21 protein-coding genes are annotated in these 24,609 nt (G+C 69.6%); 5 read left to right on the top strand and 16 right to left on the bottom strand.

Features of this window, described 5'->3' with window-relative positions; translation table 11 throughout:
* The first annotated feature begins 53 nt into the window (after window positions 1–53).
* The 4 genes from AC1DMN_RS05630 to AC1DMN_RS05645 all read left to right on the top strand — a co-directional run bounded on the left by AC1DMN_RS05630 (window position 54) and on the right by AC1DMN_RS05645 (window position 5,512).
* Window positions 54–974, top strand: a complete 921-nt coding sequence (locus AC1DMN_RS05630) for a carbohydrate ABC transporter permease (protein WP_477229951.1) — start codon at window positions 54–56, stop codon at window positions 972–974.
* Window positions 971–1,813, top strand: coding sequence for a carbohydrate ABC transporter permease (locus tag AC1DMN_RS05635; RefSeq protein WP_477229950.1), 843 nt, complete (start codon window positions 971–973; stop codon window positions 1,811–1,813). Before AC1DMN_RS05630 ends, AC1DMN_RS05635 begins: the two co-directional genes overlap by 4 nt.
* Window positions 1,813–3,945, top strand: a complete 2,133-nt coding sequence (gene yicI, locus AC1DMN_RS05640) for an alpha-xylosidase (RefSeq protein ID WP_477229949.1) — start codon at window positions 1,813–1,815, stop codon at window positions 3,943–3,945. The genes AC1DMN_RS05635 and yicI overlap by 1 nt, the downstream gene beginning before the upstream one ends.
* A 70-nt stretch (window positions 3,946–4,015) precedes the next feature.
* Window positions 4,016–5,512 (top strand): glutamate-cysteine ligase family protein, encoded by a 1,497-nt coding sequence (locus tag AC1DMN_RS05645; protein WP_477229948.1) that lies wholly within the window; start codon window positions 4,016–4,018, stop codon window positions 5,510–5,512.
* Between the two features lie 120 nt (window positions 5,513–5,632).
* Here the strand turns inward: AC1DMN_RS05645 and AC1DMN_RS05650 are convergent, their stop codons facing one another.
* The 9 genes from AC1DMN_RS05650 to AC1DMN_RS05690 form a co-directional block, all read right to left on the bottom strand.
* Window positions 5,633–6,391, bottom strand: coding sequence for an alpha/beta fold hydrolase (locus AC1DMN_RS05650; RefSeq protein WP_477229947.1), 759 nt, complete (start codon window positions 6,389–6,391; stop codon window positions 5,633–5,635).
* Between the two features lie 73 nt (window positions 6,392–6,464).
* Window positions 6,465–9,104 (bottom strand): penicillin acylase family protein, encoded by a 2,640-nt coding sequence (locus AC1DMN_RS05655; protein ID WP_477229946.1) that lies wholly within the window; start codon window positions 9,102–9,104, stop codon window positions 6,465–6,467.
* A 102-nt stretch (window positions 9,105–9,206) separates the two neighbouring features.
* Window positions 9,207–11,102 carry a YhgE/Pip family protein gene (locus AC1DMN_RS05660; RefSeq protein WP_477383964.1) on the bottom strand — a complete coding sequence of 632 codons (1,896 nt, stop codon included), beginning with the start codon at window positions 11,100–11,102 and terminating at the stop codon, window positions 9,207–9,209.
* A complete protein-coding gene (locus AC1DMN_RS05665) occupies window positions 11,099–11,908 on the bottom strand; it encodes a P-loop NTPase family protein (RefSeq protein WP_477229944.1) in 810 nt (269 codons plus the stop codon). Before AC1DMN_RS05665 ends, AC1DMN_RS05660 begins: the two co-directional genes overlap by 4 nt.
* The gene (locus AC1DMN_RS05670; protein WP_440732796.1) at window positions 11,905–12,573 is read right to left on the bottom strand and encodes a TetR/AcrR family transcriptional regulator; all 669 of its coding nucleotides are present in this window, start codon (window positions 12,571–12,573) and stop codon (window positions 11,905–11,907) included. The genes AC1DMN_RS05665 and AC1DMN_RS05670 overlap by 4 nt, the downstream gene beginning before the upstream one ends.
* Before the next feature lie 241 nt (window positions 12,574–12,814).
* Entirely contained in the window at window positions 12,815–13,447 is a 633-nt protein-coding gene (locus AC1DMN_RS05675) for a SatD family protein (protein WP_477229943.1), read from the bottom strand.
* A 92-nt stretch (window positions 13,448–13,539) separates the two neighbouring features.
* Window positions 13,540–14,988 carry an argininosuccinate synthase gene (gene argG / locus AC1DMN_RS05680; RefSeq protein WP_477229942.1) on the bottom strand — a complete coding sequence of 483 codons (1,449 nt, stop codon included), beginning with the start codon at window positions 14,986–14,988 and terminating at the stop codon, window positions 13,540–13,542.
* A 110-nt stretch (window positions 14,989–15,098) separates the two neighbouring features.
* Entirely contained in the window at window positions 15,099–15,515 is a 417-nt protein-coding gene (locus AC1DMN_RS05685; RefSeq protein ID WP_441976579.1) for a PIN domain-containing protein, read from the bottom strand.
* Complete coding sequence (locus AC1DMN_RS05690) at window positions 15,499–15,729, bottom strand: AbrB/MazE/SpoVT family DNA-binding domain-containing protein (RefSeq protein WP_441976580.1); 231 nt, start codon at window positions 15,727–15,729, stop codon at window positions 15,499–15,501. The genes AC1DMN_RS05685 and AC1DMN_RS05690 overlap by 17 nt, the downstream gene beginning before the upstream one ends.
* Before the next feature lie 239 nt (window positions 15,730–15,968).
* Here AC1DMN_RS05690 and AC1DMN_RS05695 point away from each other — a divergent pair, with 239 nt between their 5' ends.
* A complete protein-coding gene (locus AC1DMN_RS05695; RefSeq protein ID WP_477383967.1) occupies window positions 15,969–18,086 on the top strand; it encodes a carbohydrate-binding module family 20 domain-containing protein in 2,118 nt (705 codons plus the stop codon).
* A 76-nt stretch (window positions 18,087–18,162) separates the two neighbouring features.
* Here the strand turns inward: AC1DMN_RS05695 and AC1DMN_RS05700 are convergent, their stop codons facing one another.
* From AC1DMN_RS05700 to AC1DMN_RS05730, 7 genes are read right to left on the bottom strand one after another with little or no spacing between them, the layout of a single operon-like run.
* Entirely contained in the window at window positions 18,163–18,897 is a 735-nt protein-coding gene (locus AC1DMN_RS05700) for a Pr6Pr family membrane protein (protein ID WP_477229941.1), read from the bottom strand.
* A gap of 29 nt (window positions 18,898–18,926) precedes the next feature.
* The gene (locus AC1DMN_RS05705; protein ID WP_477229940.1) at window positions 18,927–20,063 is read right to left on the bottom strand and encodes a hypothetical protein; all 1,137 of its coding nucleotides are present in this window, start codon (window positions 20,061–20,063) and stop codon (window positions 18,927–18,929) included.
* Window positions 20,057–20,938, bottom strand: a complete 882-nt coding sequence (locus AC1DMN_RS05710) for a hypothetical protein (RefSeq protein ID WP_477229939.1) — start codon at window positions 20,936–20,938, stop codon at window positions 20,057–20,059. Before AC1DMN_RS05710 ends, AC1DMN_RS05705 begins: the two co-directional genes overlap by 7 nt.
* A complete protein-coding gene (locus AC1DMN_RS05715; RefSeq protein ID WP_477229938.1) occupies window positions 20,935–22,008 on the bottom strand; it encodes a vWA domain-containing protein in 1,074 nt (357 codons plus the stop codon). The genes AC1DMN_RS05710 and AC1DMN_RS05715 overlap by 4 nt, the downstream gene beginning before the upstream one ends.
* On the bottom strand, window positions 22,005–22,991 hold the full coding sequence (locus AC1DMN_RS05720) for a vWA domain-containing protein (RefSeq protein WP_477383969.1): 987 nt from the start codon (window positions 22,989–22,991) through the stop codon (window positions 22,005–22,007). Before AC1DMN_RS05720 ends, AC1DMN_RS05715 begins: the two co-directional genes overlap by 4 nt.
* A complete protein-coding gene (locus AC1DMN_RS05725; RefSeq protein WP_477229937.1) occupies window positions 22,982–23,473 on the bottom strand; it encodes a hypothetical protein in 492 nt (163 codons plus the stop codon). The genes AC1DMN_RS05720 and AC1DMN_RS05725 overlap by 10 nt, the downstream gene beginning before the upstream one ends.
* Window positions 23,457–24,467: a DUF58 domain-containing protein gene (locus AC1DMN_RS05730; protein WP_477229936.1), complete on the bottom strand. Its 1,011-nt coding sequence runs from the start codon at window positions 24,465–24,467 to the stop codon at window positions 23,457–23,459. Before AC1DMN_RS05730 ends, AC1DMN_RS05725 begins: the two co-directional genes overlap by 17 nt.
* Window positions 24,468–24,609 lie beyond the last annotated feature (142 nt).

Here is a 24,609-nt window from a genome sequence, read left to right on the forward strand (position 1 = left end):
GCGTCGTCCGCAGCCCCCGGGCGCTCGCACCTCTCTACCGAAAGGACGACGGCATGTCCGACGCACGCAGCCTCATCCCGGGGTCGCGCCCGCGCGCATTCTGGCCCTATCTGCTCCCGGGACTGATCCTGCTCATCGTGATCATCCTGATCCCGCTGGCCTGGAACGTCTATCTCACGTTCACGAGATACCGCGGCATCCGGCCTCCGCAGTGGATCGGGCTGAGCAACTGGCAGGAGCTGCTCGGCGACGAGGTGTTCTGGACCTCGTTCGGCAACTCCATCGCGATGATCCTCGCGATGGTGGTCGTGCCGACCCTGCTCGGCCTGCTGCTGGCGGCGATGCTGTTCGACCTGATCGGCAAGAAGTTCGGCGGCCGGATCGCGAGCTTCCTGCGCGCCACGTACTACCTGCCGCAGATCCTCCCCGCCGTGATCGCGGCGATCGTGATCGGCTGGATCCTGCGCCCGAAGAACGGCGCGCTCAACCAGGTGCTGGAAGCAATCGGCCTCGGCGCACTGCAGCACAACTGGCTGGGCAGCGGCGACACCGCGCTCGTCAGCATCATGGTGATCATGGTCTGGGTGCAGCTGGGCTATCCGGTGGTGATCTTCATGGCCGCGCTGCAGCGGGTGGACCCGGAGCTGTACGAGGCGGCGGAACTGGACGGCGCCGGCTGGTTCCAGAGGTTCCGCGCCATCACCGTGGGCATCATCCGGCCCGAGATCTTCGTCGTCACGCTGACCTGCACGATCGCCGCGCTCAAGGTCTTCGGGCCCGTCTACGCGCTGACCCGCGGCGGTCCTGGCACGTCGACCATCGTTCCCGCGTACTACGCGTACAGCGAGTTCTTCCAGTCGCAGCAGGTCGGCTACGGCGCGACCATCGCGACCGCGCTGACCGTCGTCATCGCCATCGTGAGCGTGGTGTTCATCCTGGTGCAGAACCGCATGGAGAAGGAGGAGGCCCGATGAGCCGCCGGGGAATCGCGCGACGCCGGCCGTCCGACTGGGTGGTCCTCGCCGTCGCYATCGTGCTGGGCCTGTTCATCGCGGTGCCGCTGCTGCTGATCCTGATCAACTCGTTCAAGTCGCCCGGCGACTACAACAGTTCAGGACCGCTCTCGCTGCCGAAGGAGCTCTACTTCGACGGGATCAGCGCGTTCTGGAACCGGGTCGACTTCCCGCTCAAGCTCTGGAACAGCTTCTTCATCTCGGGCACGGTCGCCGTGCTGGCGGTGGGGCTGTCGATGCTCAACGCCTTCGCGCTCGGCATCGGCCGGATCAAGGGACGGCTGTGGATCGTCGTGCTGATCCTGCTGGCGAACATGCTGCCGCAGGAGGTGCTCCTGTATCCGCTGTACTTCCTGTTCAAGCAGGTCGGGCTGTACGACAACCCGTGGTCGGTGATCATCACCTTCACGGTCATCCAGTCGGCCTTCGGCACGTACCTGCTCTCCTCCGTTTTCAGCACGTTCCCCAAGGAGGTGCTCGAGGCGGCGGCGCTCGACGGCGCCGGTCGCTGGCACGTCCTGTGGCGTGTGGTGTTCCCGATCTCCCGGCCGACGCTGTCGGTGCTGCTCATCTTCTTCTTCATCTGGACGTGGAACGAGTTCCTCATCCCCCTGACGTTCCTCGTGTCGAACGCGAACCAGACGGTGCCCGTGGCGATCACGGCGCTGCAGGGCGACCGGCTCATGGACGTCACCACGACGAGCGCCTCGGCGCTGCTCGGTCTGCTGCCGACGCTCGTCTTCTTCCTCATCTTCCAGCGCACGCTGACGCGCGGCATCACGGCAGGAGCAGTCAAGTAATGAAGTTCACCGACGGGTTCTGGCAGCTCCGCCCCGGAGTCGACGCGCTGTACGCGCAGGAGGCGCGTGATCTCACCGCCCAGGAGGGCGAGCTCACCGTCTGGGCGCCGACCCGGGTGATCGCGTCGCGTGGCGACACCCTCAACCGCCCGATGCTGACGGTGTCGCTGGCGAGCCCCGCCGAGGGCGTGATCCGGGTGCGCATCGAACACCATCGTGGCGCAGCCGGTGCCGGTCGTGCGTTCGCGCTCGATGCCGACCCCGCGCACCGCGCCGAGGCACGCGTCGACGACGCTGGCGGCGTGCTCGACGCCGGCGCCTTGCGGGCGCGCATCCGCCGCGGTGCGCCGTGGGAGCTCTCCTTCGAGCACGACGGCGGCGTGTACACCACCAGCGGTCACCGCTCGATCGGTTCGATCGCGCTCGCCTCGCACGCCGCGGTCGTGGCCGAGCCCGTCGGATCCGACGGCATCAGTCGCGAGGGGAAGGCCGAGGCGGCGAACTACATCCATGCGCAGCTCAGCCTCGACGTCGGCGAGCTCATCTACGGACTCGGCGAGCGGTTCGGCCCCTTCGTGAAGAACGGACAGACCGTCGACGTGTGGAACTCCGACGGCGGCACGTCGAGCGAGCAGTCGTACAAGAGCATCCCGTTCTATCTCTCCAACCGTGGCTACGGCGTGCTCGTCAACGACGCCGGCCATGTCTCGTTCGAGGTCGGATCCGAGGCAGTCGAGCAGGTGCAGTTCTCGGTGGCGGGGGAGAGCCTGGAGTTCTTCGTGATCGCCGGTCCCACTCCGGCCGAGGTGCTCGACCGGTACACCCGCCTCACCGGACGGCCGGCCAGGGTGCCGGACTGGTCGTATGGCCTGTGGCTGTCCACGAGCTTCACGACCGACTATGACGAGGCGACCGTCAACGGCTTCATCGACGGCATGGACCAGCGCGACATCCCGCTCGAGGTGTTCCACTTCGACTGCTTCTGGATGCGGGAGTTCCACTGGACCGATTTCGAATGGGACCCGGCGGTGTTCCCCGATCCGGAGGGCATGCTCGCACGTCTGCACGAGCGCGGGCTGCGCGTGAGCACGTGGGTGAACCCGTACATCGCCCAGCGGTCGCGGCTGTTCGACGAAGGCATGGAGCACGGGTACCTGGTCCGGCGGCCCGACGGATCCGTGTTCCAGTGGGATCTCTGGCAGGCTGGGATGGCGCTGGTCGACTTCACGAACCCGGAGGCCACGGCCTGGTTCCAGGGCTACATCCGCCGCCTGCTGCGGCAGGGCGTCGACGCCGTCAAGACCGACTTCGGCGAGAGGATCCCGACTGGACTGGCGTGGCACGACGGCAGCGACACCGAGGCGATGCACCACCGCTACACGCACCTCTACAACCGCGCGGTGTTCGATGTGCTCGTCGAGGAGCGCGGGGAGGGCGAGGCCGTGCTGTTCGCGCGCTCGGCGACCGCCGGAGGGCAGGCCATGCCGGTGCACTGGGGCGGGGACAACTCCTCCTCGTTCGTCTCGATGGCCGAGTCGCTGCGCGGCGGGCTGTCGCTCGCGCTCAGCGGGTTCGGATACTGGAGCCACGACATCGGAGGCTTCGAGGGGGATCCGGATCCGGCGGTCTTCAAGAGGTGGCTCGCGTTCGGCCTGCTCTCCAGCCACTCGCGCCTGCACGGCTCGACCAACTACCGGGTGCCCTGGGCGTTCGATACCGGCGGCGAGGAGCCGGGGCAGAGCGCGGTCGACGTCGCTCGCGCCTTCACGAAGCTCAAGCGCTCCCTGCGCCCCTACCTGGTCGCGGCCGGCGAGGAGGCGCACCGCAGAGGCCGCCCGATCATGCGCCCGATGGTGCTCGAGTTCCCCGACGACCCGGCGGCGGGCCACCTCGACCGCCAGTACATGCTGGGCCCCGATCTGCTGGTGGCGCCCGTGTTCACCGCAGCCGGCGATGTCGAGTACTACCTGCCCCGCGGCCGGTGGACGAACTGGTTCACGCGCGAGCAGGTGCAGGGAGGCGGCTGGCGCCGCGAGACGCACGCCTTCGACACGGTTCCGCTGTGGATCCGGGAAGGCGCCGTGATCCCGGTCTCCGGCGAGGACGGCGTGCGGTCGGAGGTGCGCGGGTGAGCGGCGTCTGAGGTCCCGGGTCGACGGATCCGACCTCGACGCGCGGACGCGGGGCGAGTAGCTTCTGCTCATGGGAGACCGTGTCGATGATCGGGTGTTCACCCGGCAGGACCGCACGCAGTTCCGCGAGAAGACGGCGCGGTGCCTCGACGCCCTGGCCAGCATGCTCGCCGACGGCCAGTTCGAGGTGTCCGAGCCGCGTCTCGGCCTCGAGATCGAGCTGAATCTGGTCGACGACGCCTGCGACCCGGCCATGGCCAACGCCCGGGCGCTCGAGGCGATCGCCGACCCCGCATTCCAGACCGAGCTCGGCCAGTTCAACATCGAGATCAACGTTGAACCGCGCCCGCTCGCCGGCGGCAACGTGATCCGGCTCGAGGAATCCCTGCGCGAGGCGCTGAACGCCGCCGATACGAAGGCGCGCAGCACGGGGTGCGGGCTCGCCATGATCGGGATGCTCCCCACGCTCGACGAGCACCACTTCACGAGCGAGTGGCTCTCCGAGGATCCGCGCTACGACCTGCTCAGTCAGCAGATCCTGGCTGCCCGCGGGGAGGACATCGAGCTGCGCCTCGACGGCGCCGCCCTCACCGGTGCGGGCGGCCGGGAGAGCCTCGACATCGTGTGCGACACGATCCTGCCCGAAGCCGCGTGCACCTCGGTGCAGCTGCACCTGCAGGTCGACCCGGCCGACTTCGCGGCCTACTGGAACTCGGCGCAGGCCATCGCCGGCGTGCAGGTGGCCCTGGCCGCGAACTCGCCGTTCTTCGCGGGGCGGGCGCTGTGGCACGAGACCCGGATCCCCCTGTTCGAGCAGGCGACCGACACCCGCTCGGTCGAGCTGAAGAACCAGCGGGTACGGCCACGGGTGTGGTTCGGTGAGCGCTGGGTGACCTCGATCTTCGATCTCTTCGAGGAGAACTCGCGCTACTTCCCGGCCCTGCTCCCGGTGACGACCGAGGAGGATCCGTTCGAGGTGCTCGCGCGCGGCGGTACCCCCGCGCTCGCCGAGCTGCGCATGCACAACGGCACCGTCTACCGGTGGAACCGGCCGATCTACGACGGGCACGGCGACCGCTACCACCTGCGTCTCGAGAACCGCGTGCTGCCGGCGGGGCCCTCGATCGTGGACGTGCTCGCCGACGCCGCGTTCTACTACGGCCTGGTGCGCAGCCTCGCGCTCGCGGACCGGCCGTTGTGGACGCAGATGACGTTCGACGCCGCGGAGGAGAACCTGCATTCCGCGGCACGCGACGGCATCGAGTCGCGGCTGTACTGGCCCGAGGTGGGCTGGATCGGTCCGCGCGAGCTCGTGCTGCGCCGGCTTCTGCCGCTCGCCGCGGAGGGGCTGGACGGCTTCGGCGTTGATGCGGCTGCGCGCGACCGATACCTCGGGGTCATCGAGCAGAGGTGCCTGACCGGTCGCAACGGCGCGGTCTGGCAGCGGGAGGCCGTCGCAGCCCGGGAGCGCGCCGGCGCCACGCGGTCCGAGGCGCTGCACGGCATGCTCGCCGACTACCTCGAGCGCATGCACACCGGGGAGCCCGTGCACACCTGGACGCTCTGAGTACGTCGGCCGCCCTTCGTACCGCCGAGGGGGCTGTGCCTTCTTCGTTCACTGGTCCCGAATTGCGGTTCTGCAGGCACAGAACCCGCAATTCGCGACCAGTGAACGGGCCCCGCCCTGTCAGATCCCGGCGAGGAACTCCCGGATCCGGTCGGCCGCCGGCTGCGCATCCCGGATCATCGTCTCGTGTCCGCAGCCTGGGATCTCCGCCAGTTCGCCCTGCGGGATCGCGTCGGCGACGGAACGGGTCCACACCGGCGGGCAGACCGGATCGCGCGAGCCGCGCAGGACCAGCGTCGGCACGGAGATCCGCGGATAAACCTGCTCCGGGCGATGCACGACCGTGGCACGGATCTTGCGGACGATGTGCGGGCCGGCGCGCAGGTACTCGCGCACGCCGCGGATCACCACGCGGGGATCGATCGACGCGGTGTCGTGCAGGAACCGCAGCGCCTGCCGTGCCACACGGCGGGCGCCGGCGTCGACGGTCGGGGCCGCCAGCACCACCGCGCGCACCCGACCGGGATGGCGCACCGCCAGCTCCGCCGCCACCTGGCTGCCCATCGAGTGCCCGATCACGGTCACCGGCGGTGTGCCGGTCGAGGCGAGGTGCGCGGCGATCAGGTCGGCGTGCTGGGGCATCGTGAGCGGCAGCTCGGGCTCGGGCGCCGCGCCGAATCCCGGCAGGTCGACGGCGACGACGGTGCCGTCGAGGCGGCGGGCGAGTTCGGCGAAGACGCTGCGCCCCATGCCCAGGCCGTGCACGAGCAGGAACACGTCCGATCCGGATCCGGTCCGCTCGACGATCAGGGTGGATGAGCCCTCCACGAAGGCGGTGACGCTCCCGCCGAGCGCCGGTGTCAGATCGGGAGTGCTCACCCCACCACTTCATCACATCGCGCCGAGTTCGGCCGCGAGCATCGGGGCGCCCACGGCCGCAGGACGGCGAGGCTCAGCCCGCGGGCTTGAGCACCAGCGTGTCCACGGCGGCCGCATCCACGGCCTTCTTCGTGAACGCCCAGGGGGACTGCACGCCCTTCGACCAGTTCTCGGTCTGGTCGGTGTAGTGCGGGCTGAAGGCGTGGCCGCTCGCGCCGGTGAGGTGGTTCCACGTGGAGGCGTCGAAGTCGGAGAGGTCGACCACCATCCGCATCGACGGCACCGTGGTCGTCGCGTAGGAGCCGCCGAGCGTCCAGCCGGTGGCATCCACGAGAGAGGATCCACCGCCGACGGGGTACGGACCGCGGTTGAACAGCCACTCGATCGGTGCGATGCCGCTCTTGCCGAGCGTCTGATGGGTGAGCGTGATCGCGTGCAGGTCGCCCCAGTTCCACCGGGCCGGATCCGATCCCTGCGCGGTCGAGAGTTCGTCATAGGCCTGCTTCGCCGACAGGGCCAGCATCTCGTCGCGCCCGGACACGCCGATCTTCGGGTTGGTCCAGAGCGGGTCATCCGGGTTCTCGAGCATCGGTCCGACCACGGTGAACAGTCGTCCTTGCCCGTCCATCGGCAGCGGATGCTCGCGGTTCGCGAAGAGGTTGAGCGCCAGCTTCTGCCAGAGCACGTTCGCATAGGCGGCGGCGGGCGAGTCGGCGGTGGCCTGCGCGTCCCAGGTCTTGAGCAGCTTCACGGCCTTGCGCACACCGGCATCCTTTGAGGCCGGGATCTCCTGCATCTCCGCCGCGAGCTGTTTGCCGATCCAGCTCTGCTGATCGAACTGGATGTCGCGCATGTCCTGCGTCGTGAGCGGATGCTGCTTCGCGGTGCGTTCGATGAGATCGGCGATCCGTGCGGCGCGATAGCCGTAGTCCCAGTCGCGCGACAGGAAGTACGGGTAGCTGTCCGGCACGATCGCGTTGTTCGCGGTGACGATGTAGCCCTCGTCCGGGTTGTACGAGACGGGGAGCTTCTCGAAGGGGATGTACCCGGTCCAGTCGGACGCGCTCGACCAGCCCGGCTGCGGGAAGTAGCCGTTTCCGGCACCGCGGATCGGCAGGCGTCCGGGCGTCTGGTAGCCGATGTTGCCCTTCTGGTCGGCGTAGATGAGGTTCTGCGCCGGCACGTCGAACAGCGACGCCGCATGCCGGAAACCGGTGAAGTCCGCAGCGGTGTTCATGGCGAAGATGGCGGTCGACGTGGTGCCCGGATCCAGTGCGGTCCAGCGCAGGCTCACCGCGTACTGGCCGGGAAGCGCGTCGGTCGCGGCATCGGGGGCGACGCCCGTCTCGCCCCCCGGTGAGGCCGTGTCGGTGCGCCCCACGATCGGGGTCTTCGCGAGCGCGGTGAAGTCGTCGGTCAGCCCGGAGACGATCGGGCCGTGCGGGGTGGAGCGGACGGTGAGCGTGATGTCGGCGGAGCCCGCGACCTTGACGGTCTCGGTGCGCGTCTGCAGCGGCACGCGCACGCCGTCGCGCCAGTAGCTGTCGCCGTCGATCTTCTCGATGTACAGGTCGGTCACGTCGCTGGTGAGGTTCGTGAACCCCCAGGCGATGTTCGCGTTGTGCCCGATCACGATGCTCGGCAGGCCGGAGAACGAGAACCCGGCCACGTCGAACGGGCAGGCGGTGCTCACCGTGCGGCAGCGCAGCTGCATCTGGTACCAGACCGAGGGGAGCGCCGCACCCAGGTGCGGGTCGTTCGCGAGCAGCGGCTTGCCGGTCGCGGTGAGGGATCCGGAGACCACCCAGGAGTTGGATCCGATGCCCTCGCCGGGGTCTCCGAGCAGCGTCTGGACAGCCTCGAGGGTGTTGCGCGCGGTGGTCCACGTCACGCCGGTCGCTGAGCTCGTCGAAGCGCCCGCACCGGTGCCGGCCGGCGCGCTCGCCGCCCCGGATCCGCGGCCCTGCTCCATCGGCGTGATGGACGGCACGATCACGGGGTGCTCGTCGAACGGGTAGGCGGGGTAGATCTCGTTCATGGTCGCCGCGTCCACGGTGGGGGCGAGTAGTGCGCGCGTCGTCTCGGACTCGACGTTGCCACGCAGATCCCAGGCCATCGCCTTCAGCCAGGCGACGGAATCGGCGGGGGTCCACTTCTCGATGGTGTAGTCCGGATTGGTCATGCCGACCACGGCATATTCGAAGGATGCCTCGGCGCCCTCGTGGTCCGCGAGGTAGGCGTTCACGCCGTCCGCGTACGCCTGGTAGTAGCCGCGGGTGGTAGCGTCCATCGCCGCCACCTCTCTCTCGGCGATGCCGTGCCAGTCGAGGGTGCGCAGGAACTCGTCGGTGGCGACTTGGGAGGATCCGAACAGCTCGGCGACCCTGCCGCTCGTCACGTGCCGGCGGAAATCCATCTCCCAGAACCGGTCCTGCGCGTGTACGAAGCCCTGCGCGTAGAACAGATCGTGCGTGTTGTCGGCCGTGACGGTCGGGATCCCACGGTCGTCGCGCTGCACGGTCACCTGCGCCTGCAGTCCTTTCAGCGCCAGCTCTCCCGAGGTCTGCGGGAACGAGCGCTGCACGGTCCACACCAGGACCAGAGCGGCCGCCGTGGCGAGGAGCACGACACCTGCGAGCACCCCGAAGACGGTGCGCCCGATGATCCGCCCGATGCGAGGCCGGGGCTTCACCGTGGGATCGGCAGACGACATGGGCGCTCCTTCGCGTGACACGGAGTCCCATGAAGCGGCGGATCGGGTCGCAGCTCGTGAGACGTCCTCGCATCCTAGCGTGGGGCTCCCGCCCGCCGCGGCTCAGCCGATCAGGCTGGGCTGCAGGTCGCGCAGGGTGCGCTTGTGCGTCATGCGGGTGACCCCGATCATCGCGAGCAGCAGGGATCCGACCATCCAGATCCCCAGCACTCCCAGATCCGTCAAGGCCCTCCCGACCTGCCCGCCGTACATGAGCTGGCGCATGGCGTCGACGACGTAGCCCATCGGCAGCACATGGTGCAGGGCGGCGAGCGGCGCCGGCAGCGTCTGCCAGGGGAATGTGCCGCCTGCGGTCACCAGCTGCAGCACCATGAGCACGAGGCCCATGAACTGCCCCACGGATCCGAGCCACACGTTCAGCGTGAGGATGATCGCGGCGTAGGTGGCCGAGGCGAGCACCATGATCCCCAGGGCGCCCCAGCCGTTCTGGAACGTGAACCCGAGGGCCCAGGCGAGCACGCCGAGCAGGCCSASCATCTGCAGSGCSCCGAACGCSGCGGGCGTGAGCCAGCCGGCSAGSGTGATCCGGATCGGCGAGTGCAGCGCGGTCACCGCGCGCCGCGAGATCGGCTTGATGATGAGGAACAGCGCGTAGATGCCGATCCAGCCCGCCAGCGCGGCGAAGAACGGTGCGAGGCCCTGGCCGTAGTCCTTGGCCGCGGCGACCTTGTCGCTGGACACGTCGACGGGGTTCGCGATCGTCTTCGCCTGCTGCTCGCGCAGGTCGGGTGTGGACGCGGGGATCGCGTCGACGCCCGCGGCGAGGCCGTCGTGCAGGGTGCCGATGCCCGTGGCGAGGGTGCCGAGGCCGTCGTGCAGGGCCTTCGCGCCGTCGCGCGCACTCGCCGCGCCCGTGCTCAGCGTCGCCGCGCCCGACGCCGCGGTCTGCGCGCCGTCGGCGAGCTGCTGCGACTTGTCGGCGAGCGTGGCGCTGCCGGAAGCGACCTGGGCGCTGCCGTCGGCGAGCTGGTCGATCTTGCCGACCGCGCCCTGCACGGTGTCGTTGCCGCTGCGCAGTTTGTCGCCCAGCGGATCCAGCTTCGCCAGCACCGCGTCGATCTCGGGCTGCGAGAGTCCGCGGTCTGCCAGGGCGGTCGCGATGTCGCTGCGCACCTGGGGCAGAGTGTCGGTCGCCTGCTGCACGAGGGATCCGGCCTCGTTCGCGTACTGCGCGATCTGCTGATTGCCGTCGCTCACCTGCTGCGCGCCGTTGGCGAGGGTCGCCGCGCCGTCGGCGAGCTGCTGCGATCCGTCCGCGATCTGCTGCGTGCCGCCGGCGAGCTGTGCGGCGCCGTCGGCCAGCTGGGCCGTGCCGTCGGCGAGCTGCCCGCTGCCCGAGACGGCGGTGTTCGCACCGTCGTGCAGCTGCGAAGCGCCGTCGGCCGCCTCGCCGAGCTTGTCTCGGACGTCGCTCAGCCCGGTGAGCAGTTTGTCCGCGGCCTCCTGGCCGACCATCTCGGCGACAGACCGGCGGATCTTCTCGACGGCTCCGGATCCGATCGACGACGCGAGGTAGTTGTTGGCGTCGTTCGTCTCGAGCTCGATCCGTGCCTGGTGCGGGCTCGTACCCGAGGAGGAGAGCAGTGCTTCGGAGAAGGTCTTGGGGATCGTCACCGTGAAGTCGACGTCGCCGTTCTTGAGGGCCGCGCGCGCGGCAGTGGCGCTCATCCGGTTCCAGTCGAAGGCCTTGCCCTCGACGAGGTTGTCCGCGACCTTCTCGCCGTAGTTCGTGGTGGTGCCGTTCGAGGTCGACCCGGCGTCCTCGACGACGAGGCCCACAGGCACCTCGCTGAACTTTCCGTACGGATCCTGGTTCGCCCACAGGTACAGCCCGCCGTACAGGATCGGCACGGCCATGAGGGCGATCAGGGCGATCACGRCCATGGGGGTCGCGGTCAGCCGGCGCAGTTCGGCGCCGATCATCGCGGGAATCTTCATCGCGCGGCTCCGTTCTCGGTGTCGGTGGGGTTGTCGGTGTCGTCTTCCTCAACGACCTCGGAGGGGACCGGATCCGGCTCGATGAGGATCTCCTCGACGTCTACAGGTGCGACCGGATCCGGATCTGCGTCCCTCACCGTGGTCGATCCGGTCACGTCCGCGAGCGGGCGCACGGGCACCGTGGCGTTGGAGGGGTAGTCGGTCTCGAGCGCCTCGGGGAGCCGCTCGATGACGGCGGCCGCGGATCCGCCGACGATCACGAGTACGGCGAAACCGCGCTCGGCGAACTCCGTGGCGATGCGCCACCAGCCTTCGGGGCGCCCGCCGTGGCGATCGGGGGAGACCAGCACGAACCCCTCCACGTCGTCGCGCAGCACGGCGAGCTCGGCCATGACGCGCACGCGCACGGAGGGCTTGATGGTGCCGATCGGCTGCGCGGCGAGCTCGGCGAAGCCGATCTGCTGGAGCCAGCGCCGGGCGTGCAGCGGGGTSGCGGGSAGGCCSGCGAACATGAGCTCCTCGCCCACGACSGCGGCGAGYGTCACGCCGGGGTGCGGGTCGCTGACCTCSGGKGCRTCGACGAGCGCCATGCGGCGGCGCAGGTCGCGGTCGTTCCGGGTGCCGTCGATCGTGACCTCGCCCGTGTCGGGGCGCATCCGGCCGGTCGCGATGAGGCCCAGCACCGTGGGGCGCAGCTCGGTCTCGGCGAGCACGAACCGGGCGTGGCCCGTCTCGATCTCGAGCGACGTGGTGGGCAGCGCATGGCCCTTCTTGCCCTTGCTGACGTCGTGCACGGCGATCCTCATGCGCGGCCCTCCTCGGCGGGAATCGTGGCAAGCGTATCCGGCGCACCGGTCGCAGAGAGCTCGGGGTGCGCGGCGAGCAGCGTGTCGATCTCGCGCCAGCCGAGCCCGGCGATGCTGAGCACCGCGCGCACGGCGATGCCGCCCGCGGCGGGGGAGGAAGCGTCGGTGCGGGTGACGACGGTGCGGGCGCTCTCCTCGATGAGACGCGCGAGCGTGGGGGCGGCCATGTCCTGGCGCAGTTCGCCGTCCTCCTGGCCGCGGCGGACGAGCGCCGCGAGCACCCGCCGCAGGGGTGCGAGCGCGGCGGCGGTCTCCTCGACGTGCGCGTCGTCGAGCGCGATCGCCGCGGCGACCTGGACGTGCGCGGCCTCGTGCCACAGGTCCGCKGTGAGGCGGGCCAGCGCGATGCGGCTGTCGGCGTCGTCGACCCGCTGCGCGATCGCGTTGAAGCGCGCGGCGCCGGAGGAGATCAGCGCATGCACGAGGGCGGAGCGGTCGTCGAAGTGGCCGTAGAGCGCGCGGCGGCTGAGGCCGGCGGCGCGGGCGATCTGGTCGACGGAGGCATGCGGATCCGCGGCCAGGGTCTGCGAGGCGGCGGCGAGGATGCCGGCCCGGTTCTCGGCGGCGTCCCTGCGCTGACGGCGGGGTGCGGTGATGTCTGTCACCCCATCAGTGTAACTCTAAAGTGCACATACGTGTGCAAGTTATGAATGAGTGCGTGTGTGGCCGGTCGTTCACTGGTCGCGTATTGCCGTTATGCCGCGGGAATGAGGGCATTTTGCGACCAGCGAACGGGGAAATGAGCGGGATTTGCGGGATCCGGCGACGCAGGGCGTCCTGGAACGGGATATGCGGGATCCGGATCCGTGCGGCCTGGATCCGGGTTCGCGGCGCGTCGGCGCCGGGTCAGGCCAGCAGCAGTCGGAGTCCCTCGATGATCGCTCCCGCACCCGACGAGGCGAGCGCCTGGGAGACGGCAGGCTGGGTGATGCCCTCGGCGGCCGCGAGGTCGCGCTGGAAGACGCCGAGGCAGCGGCCATAGGTGAGGCGCCGTGTGCGCGCGCTCATGTCGCTGATGAGCTGGTCTCGCGTCATCAGCCCGATGTTCGCCTGATGGGCGAGGAGGCGCGCGGCGTCCGGCTGGGCCTCGTGCACGACCACCCAGGTGCGGGCTCCTGGCACGGTGCGCTTCTGCAGCGCATGCACGTGCTCGATCGCGGTGCGTGCGGCCCACCACCCCGGCCCCTCCGGGAGGTCTCCCGCGGCGGAGGCGATCTCCTCGACCGGCCCGATGCCCACGCCGAAGCGGCAGTCGATGTGCTCGGGCAGGGCGAGCCGCAGCAGGGTCAGCGCCGCGAGCGCGGCGTCGAGCGTGGGGTAGACGCCTTGCTGCTCGTCGCCCACCGTCGGCCGGAGCGGGGTGCTGGCGAGAGGCCGGTCGGCCTCGACGCGCGCGATGGCGTCATCGAGCGCGCGCTGGGCGCCCGAACGGTCATCGAGCGCGCGGGATCCGACGATGTCGAGGATCACGGCGATCATGAAAAAAGGATATCACTGATCTTCTATAAAGATAAGCTCTTTGCTTCTTGATCGACCGGATCCGCCGGGGGCTTATGGAGCCCCGGGAGACCTCAGTCCGTGCCGGAGTCGAATGCGGCACCCTCGCTGGCTGCATCCACCGCGTCGGCCAGCGCCTCCTCCGTGTCGGCGAGGGTCGTGCCCTCGACCGCAGCCGCGATCTCCGAGGCCTCGCCCGCCGTCACGCGGCCGACGAGCTCACCCGTCGCACCGCCGACGAGACCGAGACCCGCGTACTGCTCGAGGCGTGCGCGCGAGTCGGCGATGTCGAGGTTGCGCATCGTGAGCTGGCCGATCCGGTCGACCGGACCGAACGCGGCGTCGCCGACGCGCTCCATGGACAGCTTCTCGGGGCCGTAGGACAGGTTGGGGGAGACGGTGTCGAGGATCGTCCAGTCGTCGCCGCGGCGGAGGCGGATCGTGACGGTGCCGGAGATCGTGGATCCGACCCAGCGCTGGATCGACTCGCGCAGCATGAGCGACTGCGGCTCGAGCCAGCGGCCCTCGTACATCAGGCGGCCCAGGCGCCGGCCCTGCTCGTGGTAGGTCGCGAGAGTGTCCTCGTTGAGGATGCCGTTGACGAGTCGCTCGTAGGCGATGAACAGCAGCGCCATGCCGGGGGCCTCGTAGATGCCGCGGGACTTGGCCTCGATGATGCGATTCTCGATCTGGTCGCTCATGCCCAGGCCGTGCCGGCCGCCGATGCGGTTCGCCTCGAACACGAGCTCCACCGGATCCGTGAACTCGACGCCGTTGAGCGCGACGGGGCGGCCGCCGGCGAAGGTCACCGTGACGTCCTCGGTCTCGATCGCGACGGAGGGATCCCAGTACTTCACGCCCATGATCGGGTCGACCGTCTCGAGCGACACGTCGAGGTGCTCGAGGGTCTTCGCCTCGTGCGTGGCGCCCCAGATGTTGGCGTCGGTCGAGTACGCCTTCTCGGCGGAGTCGCGGTAGGGGAAGCCGTGCGCGACGAGCCACTCGCTCATCTCCTGGCGTCCGCCGAGCTCGGTGACGAAGTCGGCGTCGAGCCAGGGCTTGTAGATGCGCAGACGCGGGTTGGCCAGCAGGCCGTAGCGGTAGAACCGCTCGATGTCGTTGCCCTTGTAGGTGGAGCCGTCGCCCCAGATGTCGACGCCGTCCTCCTTCATGGCGCGCACGAGCAGCGTGCCGGTGACGGCGCGGCCGATCGGCGTCGTGTTGAAGTAGGTCTTGCCGCCGGAGCGGATGTGGAACGCGCCGCACGCCAGGGCGACGAAGCCCTCCTCGACGAGCGCGGTCTTGCAGTCGATGAGGCGCGAATCCTCGGCGCCGTACTCGAGTGCGCGGCCGGGGATCGACGCGATGTCGTCCTCATCGGGCTGGCCCAGGTCACCGGTGTACGTGTACGGGACGGCGCCCTTGTCGCGCATCCACGCGACGGCCACGGAGGTGTCGAGGCCTCCCGAGAAAGCGATGCCGACGCGCTCGCCGACGGGCAGAGACTGGAGGACCTTGGACATGGGATCCAGTCTATCGGCGGGCAGGGGGTGCATTTCGGGGGAGGCCCACCCGGGCGGGGCGACGGGCAGGGGTGCGCGAGTGACGCAGGACCGGGCGGATGCGAAGTCGCTCAGATCAGGCGCACGTCTACGCCGAGAGCCGCGTAGGTTCCGATGGCGCGACGGTCACAGGAGAGCAGCGGGACACCGGCGGCCTTTGCGGCGAGGCCGACCAAGCCGTCGTAGATCGCGCCGCCGGCGATACCCGCCTGGCTCAACGTGGTCACGGCATCGCGGGCGACGCCCGGCGGGAGCGCGGCCGATGCGGGAAACTCGCGGGCGATCATCTGCGCGGCGTATGCAGCGCTGAGTCGATTGTCTCCGGGGAGCCGGGTCAGAACTGAGTAAGTCTCGAACTGCGCATGGCCTGCGAGGCCCAGCGTCAACCCCTGTGTGAGCTCGAAGGCCACATCGTGCGACGGACTTGCATCTCGGAGAACCGCGAGCGCCGCGCTCGTGTCGAGGAGGAGGTCAGCGCTGGTCGGCAAGGCGAAGCTCGCGGATGTCGTCGGCGGTCAGCACGGGCCCGCCGGTGATGACCAGCCGACCATCCTTCTCGGTGACGTTGTCATGCGTCTCGATCTCGATCCGGATCCCGTCTCCGTCGATGATCAGGTCCACCGGTCCTGGCACCATCCCGAGACGCTCGCGGATCGTCGCAGGGATGACGATCCGCCCTGCCTTGTCCATGGTGGCCTTCATGCCATCAGAATACCATTGGAATGGTCGACCTGAGAGATGGCGGCCAGATCGTGCCGGGGGCGGCTCATGATCCGACCGTTGGAAACGTTTGCAATGGCTTCTTGAGCCACAACGCAAACAGCATGCTTCGGTGTTGCGAGGAAAAGCGCAGATTCTCTGGAAACGCTTGCACAATGAGCGGGCGCCCTGCTACTTTCGGGCACGATCGCGCGCGCCCGCCGCGCGGCAAGGAGTCGACGATGACACTCTTCCCCCGCAGAATCGCGACGGCGCTCGCGGCCGCCGCGCTGATCGCATCCGCTGTGCTGGTCGCCCCGTCCGCCTTGGCCGCGACGCCGACGGTCGCGACGAAGGCTCCGGCACCCGCTGCGGATCCGGCCGCCGCCGCGACGAAGGACGTCACGGCGCATCTCTTCCAGTGGCCGTGGAAGTCGGTCGCCGACGAGTGCAGGCACGTGCTCGGCCCGGCCGGCTACGGCGCAGTGCAGGTCTCGCCGCCGCAGGCGCACGTCGAGTTGAAGGACCAGGGCTACCCGTGGTGGCAGGCGTATCAGCCGGTCTCCTACTCTCTGCAAAGCCGCTACGGCACGCCCAAGGAGTTCGCGCAGATGGTCGACGCGTGCCACCGCGCGGGCGTGCGGGTGTATGTGGACGCGGTGCTCAACCACATGAGCGGCCAGCAGACCGGCGGCGTCGGCAGCGACGGTTCCACATTCGCCAAGTACGACTACCCCGGTCTGTACTCGAACAGCGACTTCCACCACTGCGGTCGTAACGGCGACGACTGGATCGCGAACTGGAACGACCGCTGGGAGATCCAGAACTGCGAGCTACTCGGACTCTCGGACCTCGCGACCGAGACCGAGCACGTGCAGGCGACGCTCGCCGGCTACCTGAACTCCCTGCTGGCCCTGGGCGTCGACGGCTTCCGGTTCGACGCGGCCAAGCACATCCCCGCTGCCGACCTGCAGGCCATCACGGCGAGGCTCGATCGCCCGGCGTACATCTACCAGGAGGTGCTCGACGGCGGCCCCATCCAGAAGAGCGAGTACCTGCCCGTCGGCAGCGTGATCGAGGATCGCTACGGCACGCAGATCTCCCGGGTCTTCAAGACCGGATCCCTGTCCTGGCTGAACATGTTCGGCGAGGCCTGGGGGTTCAACGCCTCCGACACCTCGGTCGTCTACACCGACAGTCACGACACCGAGCGCGATGGCTCCGGTGGCTCGGTCACCTACAAGGACGGCGCGCTGAACGATCTCGCCACGGTGTTCGAGCTCGCCTGGCCGTATGGGCATCCGCTCGTGCTGTCGAGCTACCACTTCACGAGCACCGACGCGGGCCCCATCTCCGACGCCGGCGGCACCGTGCTTCCGGTCGCCTGCAACGCGGCGACGTCGGGCGTGGGCGGCTGGCTCTGCCAGGATCGCGCCGACGCGACCGTGGGCATGGTGGCGTTCCGCAGCACTGCGTCGGGCGCGGCCGTGACCCGCTGGTGGAGCGACGGATCCGATGCGATCGCCTTCGCGCGAGAGGGGGCGGGCTACGTCGTCGTGAACAAGGAGAGCGGATCCCTCACCCGCACCTTCGACACGGGTCTCGCCGCCGGCAGCTATTGCAACCTCGTCACCGGACACGTGGTGGGCAACCACTGCACCGGTCCGTCCGTGACGGTGGCGGCCGACGGATCCCTCGCGACGACCGTGGCAGGGCTGTYGGCCCTCGTGATCTCCAAGGACGCCCGCGTCAGCAAGCCCACGACGGCTCCCGTCGCGGCGGTCGCGTTCACGGCGTACGCCTCGGTCGACGCCGGGCAGAGGCTCGTCGTGGTGGGCAGCGATCCGGCGCTCGGCGCCTGGGATCCGGCGAAGGGCCTCGCGCTCTCGTCCGCCGCATACCCGGTGTGGCGCGCCTCGGCCGCAATCCCCGCGGGCACCTCCTTCGAGTACAAGTACGCGAAGGTGTCGGCGGACGGCACCGTGGAGTGGGAATCGCGATCGAACCGCACCGCGACCGTGCCCGCGGACGGCGCTCTCGCGTTCAACGACGGCTGGAATGCCGGGGCGACGGTGGACGCCTCGGTGACCCTGCATGCGACCCTCGACCCCGGCCAGACGGCGTACATCGTCGGCGGATCCCCCGCCCTCGGCAACTGGAGTCCGGACGCCGCGATCCCGCTCGCGGCTGTCGGCGACGGCACGTACACGGGGACGGTGACGCTGCCCGGCTCGACGACGATCGAGTACAAGTACATCCGCAAGGATGCGGCGGGCAACGTCACCTGGGAGAGCGACCCGAACCGCACTGTGACCACGGGGTCCGGTGGCACGATGACGCTCGACGACACGTGGCGCTGAGGCTCTGACCGCTCGAGGTCCGGCCCGTCTTCCCCTGAATGAGGGAGGACGGGCCGGATCCGGTGCCGCCCGGCTTCTACGATCCGCGCTTGCGGGACACCCAGACCACGCCCGCGCCCACGGCAAGGATCGCGACCGCGATCGCCGCGATGTAGGCCGCGACACCGCCGTAACCGCCGACGTTGGCTGGGTCGAGGAAGGGGTACGGGTACCAGCCGCGGGTGCCCGTGCGCGGGTTGATGATGAGGTTCGCGCGGATCAGCGTGTACGCGGCCCACACGATCGGGAACACCGCGGTGATCGCGACGACGCCCCAGCCCAGGCAGCGGCGGCGCGGCGCGAACAGAACGTCGGCCAGCATCAGCAGCGGCCCCACCACGTGCATCATCTCGTTGGCCCAGGCCACCGTCGTACCCTGCGGGAGCTCGATGCCGCGCAGCAGGGTGTTGTAGACGATGCCGGTGACGATCATGTAGGTCGAGCCGCAGGCGAGCAGGATCGCGATCCAGCGCGGCTCCGGGGTGACGGATCCGGTGGAGCGCAGGCTCCAGACCGCCACGATCACGAGCATCACTGCGGACCAGATGTTCGACTCGATCGTGAAGAAGCTGAGGAAGTTCGCTGCCACGGTCGGCACGTGCGACGCGTAGGGGGTCGTGGCCTGCAGCGCGTTGCCCATCGTCACGGCGAGCTGGTTCACGACCGCCGCGAGGATGGCGGCGGCTCCGACCAGGCGCACGATCGCCCAGGGCGTCGTGCCGATCGCGAAGGCAGGGCGGGTCGTTGTGCGCTCCGGCGCGGACGTGTGCATGCTCTGACGATAGCGGCGTGGCGCCGCGATCACGGGTACTTCGTGAGCGCCTTCTGGAAGTCGTCGACCTTCGACTCGCTGAGCATGTAGCGGCCGACGATCGCGAGCTGCAGGCCCTCGAGCGGCTCGCCGGTGCGCTGCGCCGTCTGCTCACGGGACTTGCGGTACTCGCCGGTCGTGTCGTTCGCGAGGTCGGTCAGGTCGGCGTAGAACCAGCCCGGATCCGGTTCGTCGTCGCTGAACCACTCCCAGTCGACCTGCGTCTCGGGGGTCGCTCCGCCGTACATCTTCGAGATCATCGCCGGATCCACACCGCTGCCCGGGTCGTTGAACGCGACCATGCTGCGCCAGCCGTGCTGCTCGATCACCGTCTCGACCGTCTGCATGACCTCGAGCTTGTGCGCGTAGCCGGTCACCGGCTTCGTCGTCGCCCAGACGTCCGACGTGAAGCGCACCAGCATCGACTCGCCGCCGTAGCCGTTGCGCTCCGGGCGCTCCTGCGCGTCGGCGGACTTCACCCACTGCAGCCCGTAATCGGCCGTCAACTGCGTGCGCACATCCGCCATGGTCTCGTCGGCCAGCGCATGCAGCTCCTCGAGCGACTGCTGCCGCAGGAACGTGCTCGAATCCTTGTCCTTGATGCCCGGATACGCCTCCCAGAGCTTCTGCTTGGCGGTCTTGTGCCCGTCGTAGGATCCGGTCGCCGCGACCCGGACGGCGCTCAGCGCACCCATCGTGCCGACGTTCAGGACCAGCGCGATCGTGAGCGCGGCAGCGCCCAGCACGCGTCCCGCCTTCGTCGCCAGTGCGGCGATCGCGAGGCCCAGCACCACGAGCTGCAGCACGAGCATGGTCGCGCCGAAGAACGCGTCGGCGGCGCCGATCGCGATCAGAATCAGCATGAGCACGGCGAAGGCGATCGCGGCGCACAGCGCGATCCAGCCGAGCGGACTCCGCTTCTTCGGGACGAACTCGGTCGCTGAGCTCGTCGAAGCGCCCGACCCCGGTATGGTCCCTTCGACGGGCTCAGGGACCGGAGTCGGCGCCATCGGCACCGCCGTGCCCAGCAGCGCACGGCGGGCGCCGCGGTAGCCACCGGGCGGCGGTACGGGCGGGGCGCCGGCGGAGTCGGACACGTACCGGGGCGGGTCGCTGCGCTCTACCATGGCTTGTCCGTCCCGCTGCTGCCGCCGTCGTCGGTGCCGCCCTGCTGGTTCTGCTGGCGGTCCTGCTCGCCCTGCTGCAGCTTCTTCTGCAGTTCGTCGAGCTTGTCCGGATCGGGCGTCTGCGGCTGCGGCGGCTGCTTCGGGTCCTGCTTCGGATCCGGAGACTGCTGCTGCTTCTGCTGCTCGTCCTGCTGCTTCTGCTCCAGGCGGTCCTGCTGATCCTTGTTCGACTGGCTCATGTCGCGCTGCGGATCCGGCGACTGCTCCTGCGCCTGCTTGCTGTCGCACTCCTTCGGCCGGTCGGCGTTCACCTGCAGCGCCTGCGCGTAGAGCTCCAGCGCGGTGACATGGTCCTGCTTGTCGGCGGCAGCGTCRCCCTCACGCTCGAGGACGAGGGCGAGGTTGAACCGCACCGCGCACACCTCGAGGCCGCGCGCGAGCTTCAGCGACTCCTCGAACTTCTTCTGCCCGGCGGCGAGCCTCCCCGATTCGGCCAGGCCGACGCCCTGATCGAAGGGGGCCTTGTACGGCTCGAACCAGTTCGCGGGGTTCAGCCCCTCCGCGGCGCTCACGGATCCGGTGTAGTCGCCCGCGACGTACGTGACGATCGACTGGTACGCGAAGGCGTACAGGCTCACCAGCTTGCCCACGAAGAGGGCGGCGACGAGCAGCAGTGGGAGCGAACACCAGGCGATCCAGCGGCGAGCGGCGCGGCGACGCCGGTTCGCGGCGAGCAGCGCGGGCGCGGCGGCGTCCGTCTCCGAAGCGCTCGTTGAGCGAGCGAAGTGAGAAGAAACGCCCGCATCGGGGTTCCGCGTTTCGTCTCGGTCGCCTTCGGCGTCCTCGCTCAACGACCCCGGATGAATGCTGGTCATGCGTTCTCACCTCCCGACGTCGGACGGACCGAGAGCCCGCGCATGCGCACGATCAGCATCGTCGCGCGGGCGATCTCGGCGCACAGGAGCGCCGCGACCACGAGCGCCACGATCCAGCTCAGATCGGTGGGCTGTGTGAGCGGGTCGTCCTCGCGGTAGGCGGTGGTCGACTTCGGCGCGGGTGGAAGCACGGTCTTCGCGTCGGCGGTGCGGTGCTCGTAGGTCACGCCGAGCTCGGACGCGATGCGCTGCAGGTTCTTCTCATCGATGCGGCTGAGAGCGTCGGACCCCTGGTACTGGATGTACGGCCCGGCGCCGGAGCCCGACGCGGTGTCGCCGAACGCCCCCGTCGTCTCGCGCATGGGTCCGCCCTGGCTGGTGCCGTAGCCGAGCACCTCGCCTCCCGAGATCAGCTTCTTCGCGCTGTCGAACGGCTCGGGCTCGGTGGAAACGGTCTGCTCGCCGTCGCCGAGGTAGAACACCATCCGCGCCCGATCCGGCGAGGCCTTCTGCGCGTTCTGCAGCGTCTGCGTGAGCAGCTGGTTCGCGATGCCGATCGAGCTGCCCTTCGACTGCCGTGTCACCTCGGGCTGCAGCACCTCGACGGCGGAGACGAGTGCGCCGGTGTCGGTGGTGAGTGGAAGGCGCAGCACCGCGTTCGCGTCGAACGTGATGAGAGCGAACCTCGCCCCGGGGTAGGCCTCCGCGATGCGGCGCACGTCCTCGCGGACGCCCGCCATGCGCGTGTTGCCGGCGGATCCGGCGGATCCGCTGTTCGCGCTGTCCCAGTCCTCGGCGACCATGCTCGCGGTGGTGTCGACCGCGATCACGACATCGGTGGCGGAGGCGAGGGTGCGCACGTGCCCGCCGGGCACGCCGGGCCGCAGCAGCAGCACCCCGCAGGCGAGCACCAGCACCACGCGCAGCGCCCAGATCACAGGTCCGGCGCTGGTCGCTGGGCTACCCGACGCGCGGCGCAGCGACCGCACGAGCATCCACACGGCCGCGGCCAGCACGGGCAGCACGAGCAGGATCACCAGGAGCGGTGCGAGGACGGGCTGGAGGATCACAGGCGCACCCTCCACAGCAGCACGATGAAGCCGAGCGCGATCACGATGAGCGCCGCGATCCACAGCTGCGGCACGTCGGTCCAGATCACCGTGGCCTGGCCCTTGAGCTGGGTCGCCTCCTGCTTCTGCACCTGRSCGATGATGTCGCCSACCGTCGTGGTCTCYCGCAGCGCRTACGCCTTGCCGCCCGTCGTCGTGGCGGCATCGGACAGGGTCTTGCTGTCGGGCTGGTCGATGCCGTCGACCGGGTTGATCGTGTAGATCCGGATCTTCTTCGAGGCGGCGTAGTCGGCGGCCTCCTGCAGGCTGACGATCGGGGATCCGTTCAGCTCGTTGTCGGTCGCGAGGATGATCGAGCGGGCGCGCTGCTCGTCGGCATGGTCGAAGCGCAGGGCGCACGAGGCCAGGCCGTCGCCGATGAGCGAGGCGCCGACGCCGTTCATGGTGCCGACCCACTGCTCGGGGATGTCGGTCGAGTAGTCGAAGCCCTTCATGAGACTGCGCAGGTGCTCCTGGATGAACCTGTAGTCGTCGGTGAGGGGGAAGACCTGCACGGCGGAGCTGTTGAAGATCGTGAGCCCGACGCGCTCGCCCTTGAAGCCGTCGGCGAGCTTGTCGAAGATCGACACGATCTCCTTGTCGACGTCGGTCATGGATCCGGACACGTCCAGGCACAGCATGATGTCGCGGTTCGTGGACACCGGCTGGATCGTCTTCTGGGCGATCGGGCGGGCTGCGACCACGCCGCCGAGCACCACGGCGAGCACGCCCAGCGCGACGATGCCCGCGAGCGCCGCCTGGCGCCGGCGCACCGCGCGCTGGAACGCCGGGAGGGAGCGGATCCGTTCGGCGCGGGCGATCGGGGCGCCGGGCTCCGCGGATCCGGTGCCCCGGCGGCGCAGTCCGAGCAGCACGCCGAGCACGATCGCCACCAGCAGCGCGCCGACGACCGCGAGCAGGAGCCAGACGTTCGCTAGTACCACGTCGTCACCACCGTCCGGGCGGCGTCGGCGCCGACGAGCGGGTCGACCGGAGCGGTGCGGCGGAAGATGCTGGGGTAGTAGTTGCGCCCGATCGCGTCGATGAGCGCGGGGTGCACGCCCATCCGCACGAGGTCGTCGAGCGCGAGCACGGGTGCCTCGATGCCGCTGTACTCGTTCACGAAGCCGCGCACCACGCGGCTGAGCTCGAGGTTGGCGCGGCGGGCATCGGTGCGGCCCTCGCGGTAGTCGGCCTCGACCTGCGCGATCGCGCCGAGGTACTCCTGCCGCAGCACGGTGGCGACGTCGGCGGTGAAGGCCGGCACCGCGACCGGCGCGGCGGCGAACGCGACCGCGCGGCGCGGGCGCGTCAGCACGACGACGAGCCACGCGATCCCGGCGATCAGCGCGAGGACGCCGATCGCGAGCAGGACCCAGCCCCAGCCGTACTGGGCGGGCGGGTACAGCTCATCCGTGCCGGACATGCGACCTCGCATCCAGCATCCGCAGCAGCGCGCCGACCGCTTCGTCCTGCTCCGCCAGCGGCACGTGCGTGATCTCCAGCCGGCGCAGCAGCGCCTCGGTGTGCGCGGCATCGGCAGCATCCGCCGCGTGCAGTTCCGCGGCGAGCTCGGCGTCGCCCTGCAGGAACTCGGGGATCGCCCAGCGCGTCGCGACGTCGCGGCGGGCGCGGGCCGGCTCGGGAGCGGCCGACTCGGGCGCCCGGCCGTCGACAGCATGTCCTCTCGCCGAACGCACACCTTCTCGACGCGAAGAGCGTGTGCGTTCGGTGGGAGCGTGTGCACTCGACGAGCGCGGAAGGTGCTCCAGCACGGGCTCGGCGTCGCGCAGCGTGATCCACAGCACGTCGTGCTGCACGCGCAGACGCCGCAACAGTCGCTCGGTCTCGTCGGAGACCGGGGCATCGTCGGTGACCACGACGACGATCATGCGCCGTGCGATCGTGCGGGCGATGTACGACAGCAGCGCGTCGCGGTCGCTCGGCGCGGACGCGGCGTCGACCGCGTGGTCGATCGTGCGCAGGGTGTGCTCCAGCGCCGCCTCGCTGCGGCCGATCTCGCGACGACGGACACCGGCGGAATCCCCGTTGACCAGGCAGAAGTCGTCGCCGTGGCGGAGGGCGAGAAGCCCCAGCACCCCGACCGTCAGGATCGCCAGATCCTTCTTCGGCTTCTCATCATGCGCGAGCGCGGTCATCGCGAGGCCGGTGTCGACGGCGAAGAGCACGGTGTGCATGCGGGTCGCGAGCGACCGTCGCACGACGGGGGATCCGAGCCGCGCCGTGGCCTTCCAGTCGATGTCGCGGATCTGATCGCCGTACTCGTAGGCGCGCAGATCGTCGAAGTCGAGGCTGTGCCCGCGCAGCAGCGACGCGTACGCGCCGTCGAGCGCGTGCGTCGACTTGCGCGTCGAGTCGATGAAGAGCTTGCCCTTCACCGGCGTCAGCAGGCTGGCCATGGCGGGATCCTCGGTTCCTTCGGCTTCTCGGCTTGTTCGGCTTTTCGGTAGGGTCAGCGCCCGGTGGGAGATGGAAAACGTCGCTCCGAGTTGCTCGGGAGGGGCGAAATCCATCTCTTGGCCGCACGGTTGACGTCGTCGA

The sequence above is a fragment of the Microbacterium sp. 01T413_2 genome, assembly GCF_056398985.1.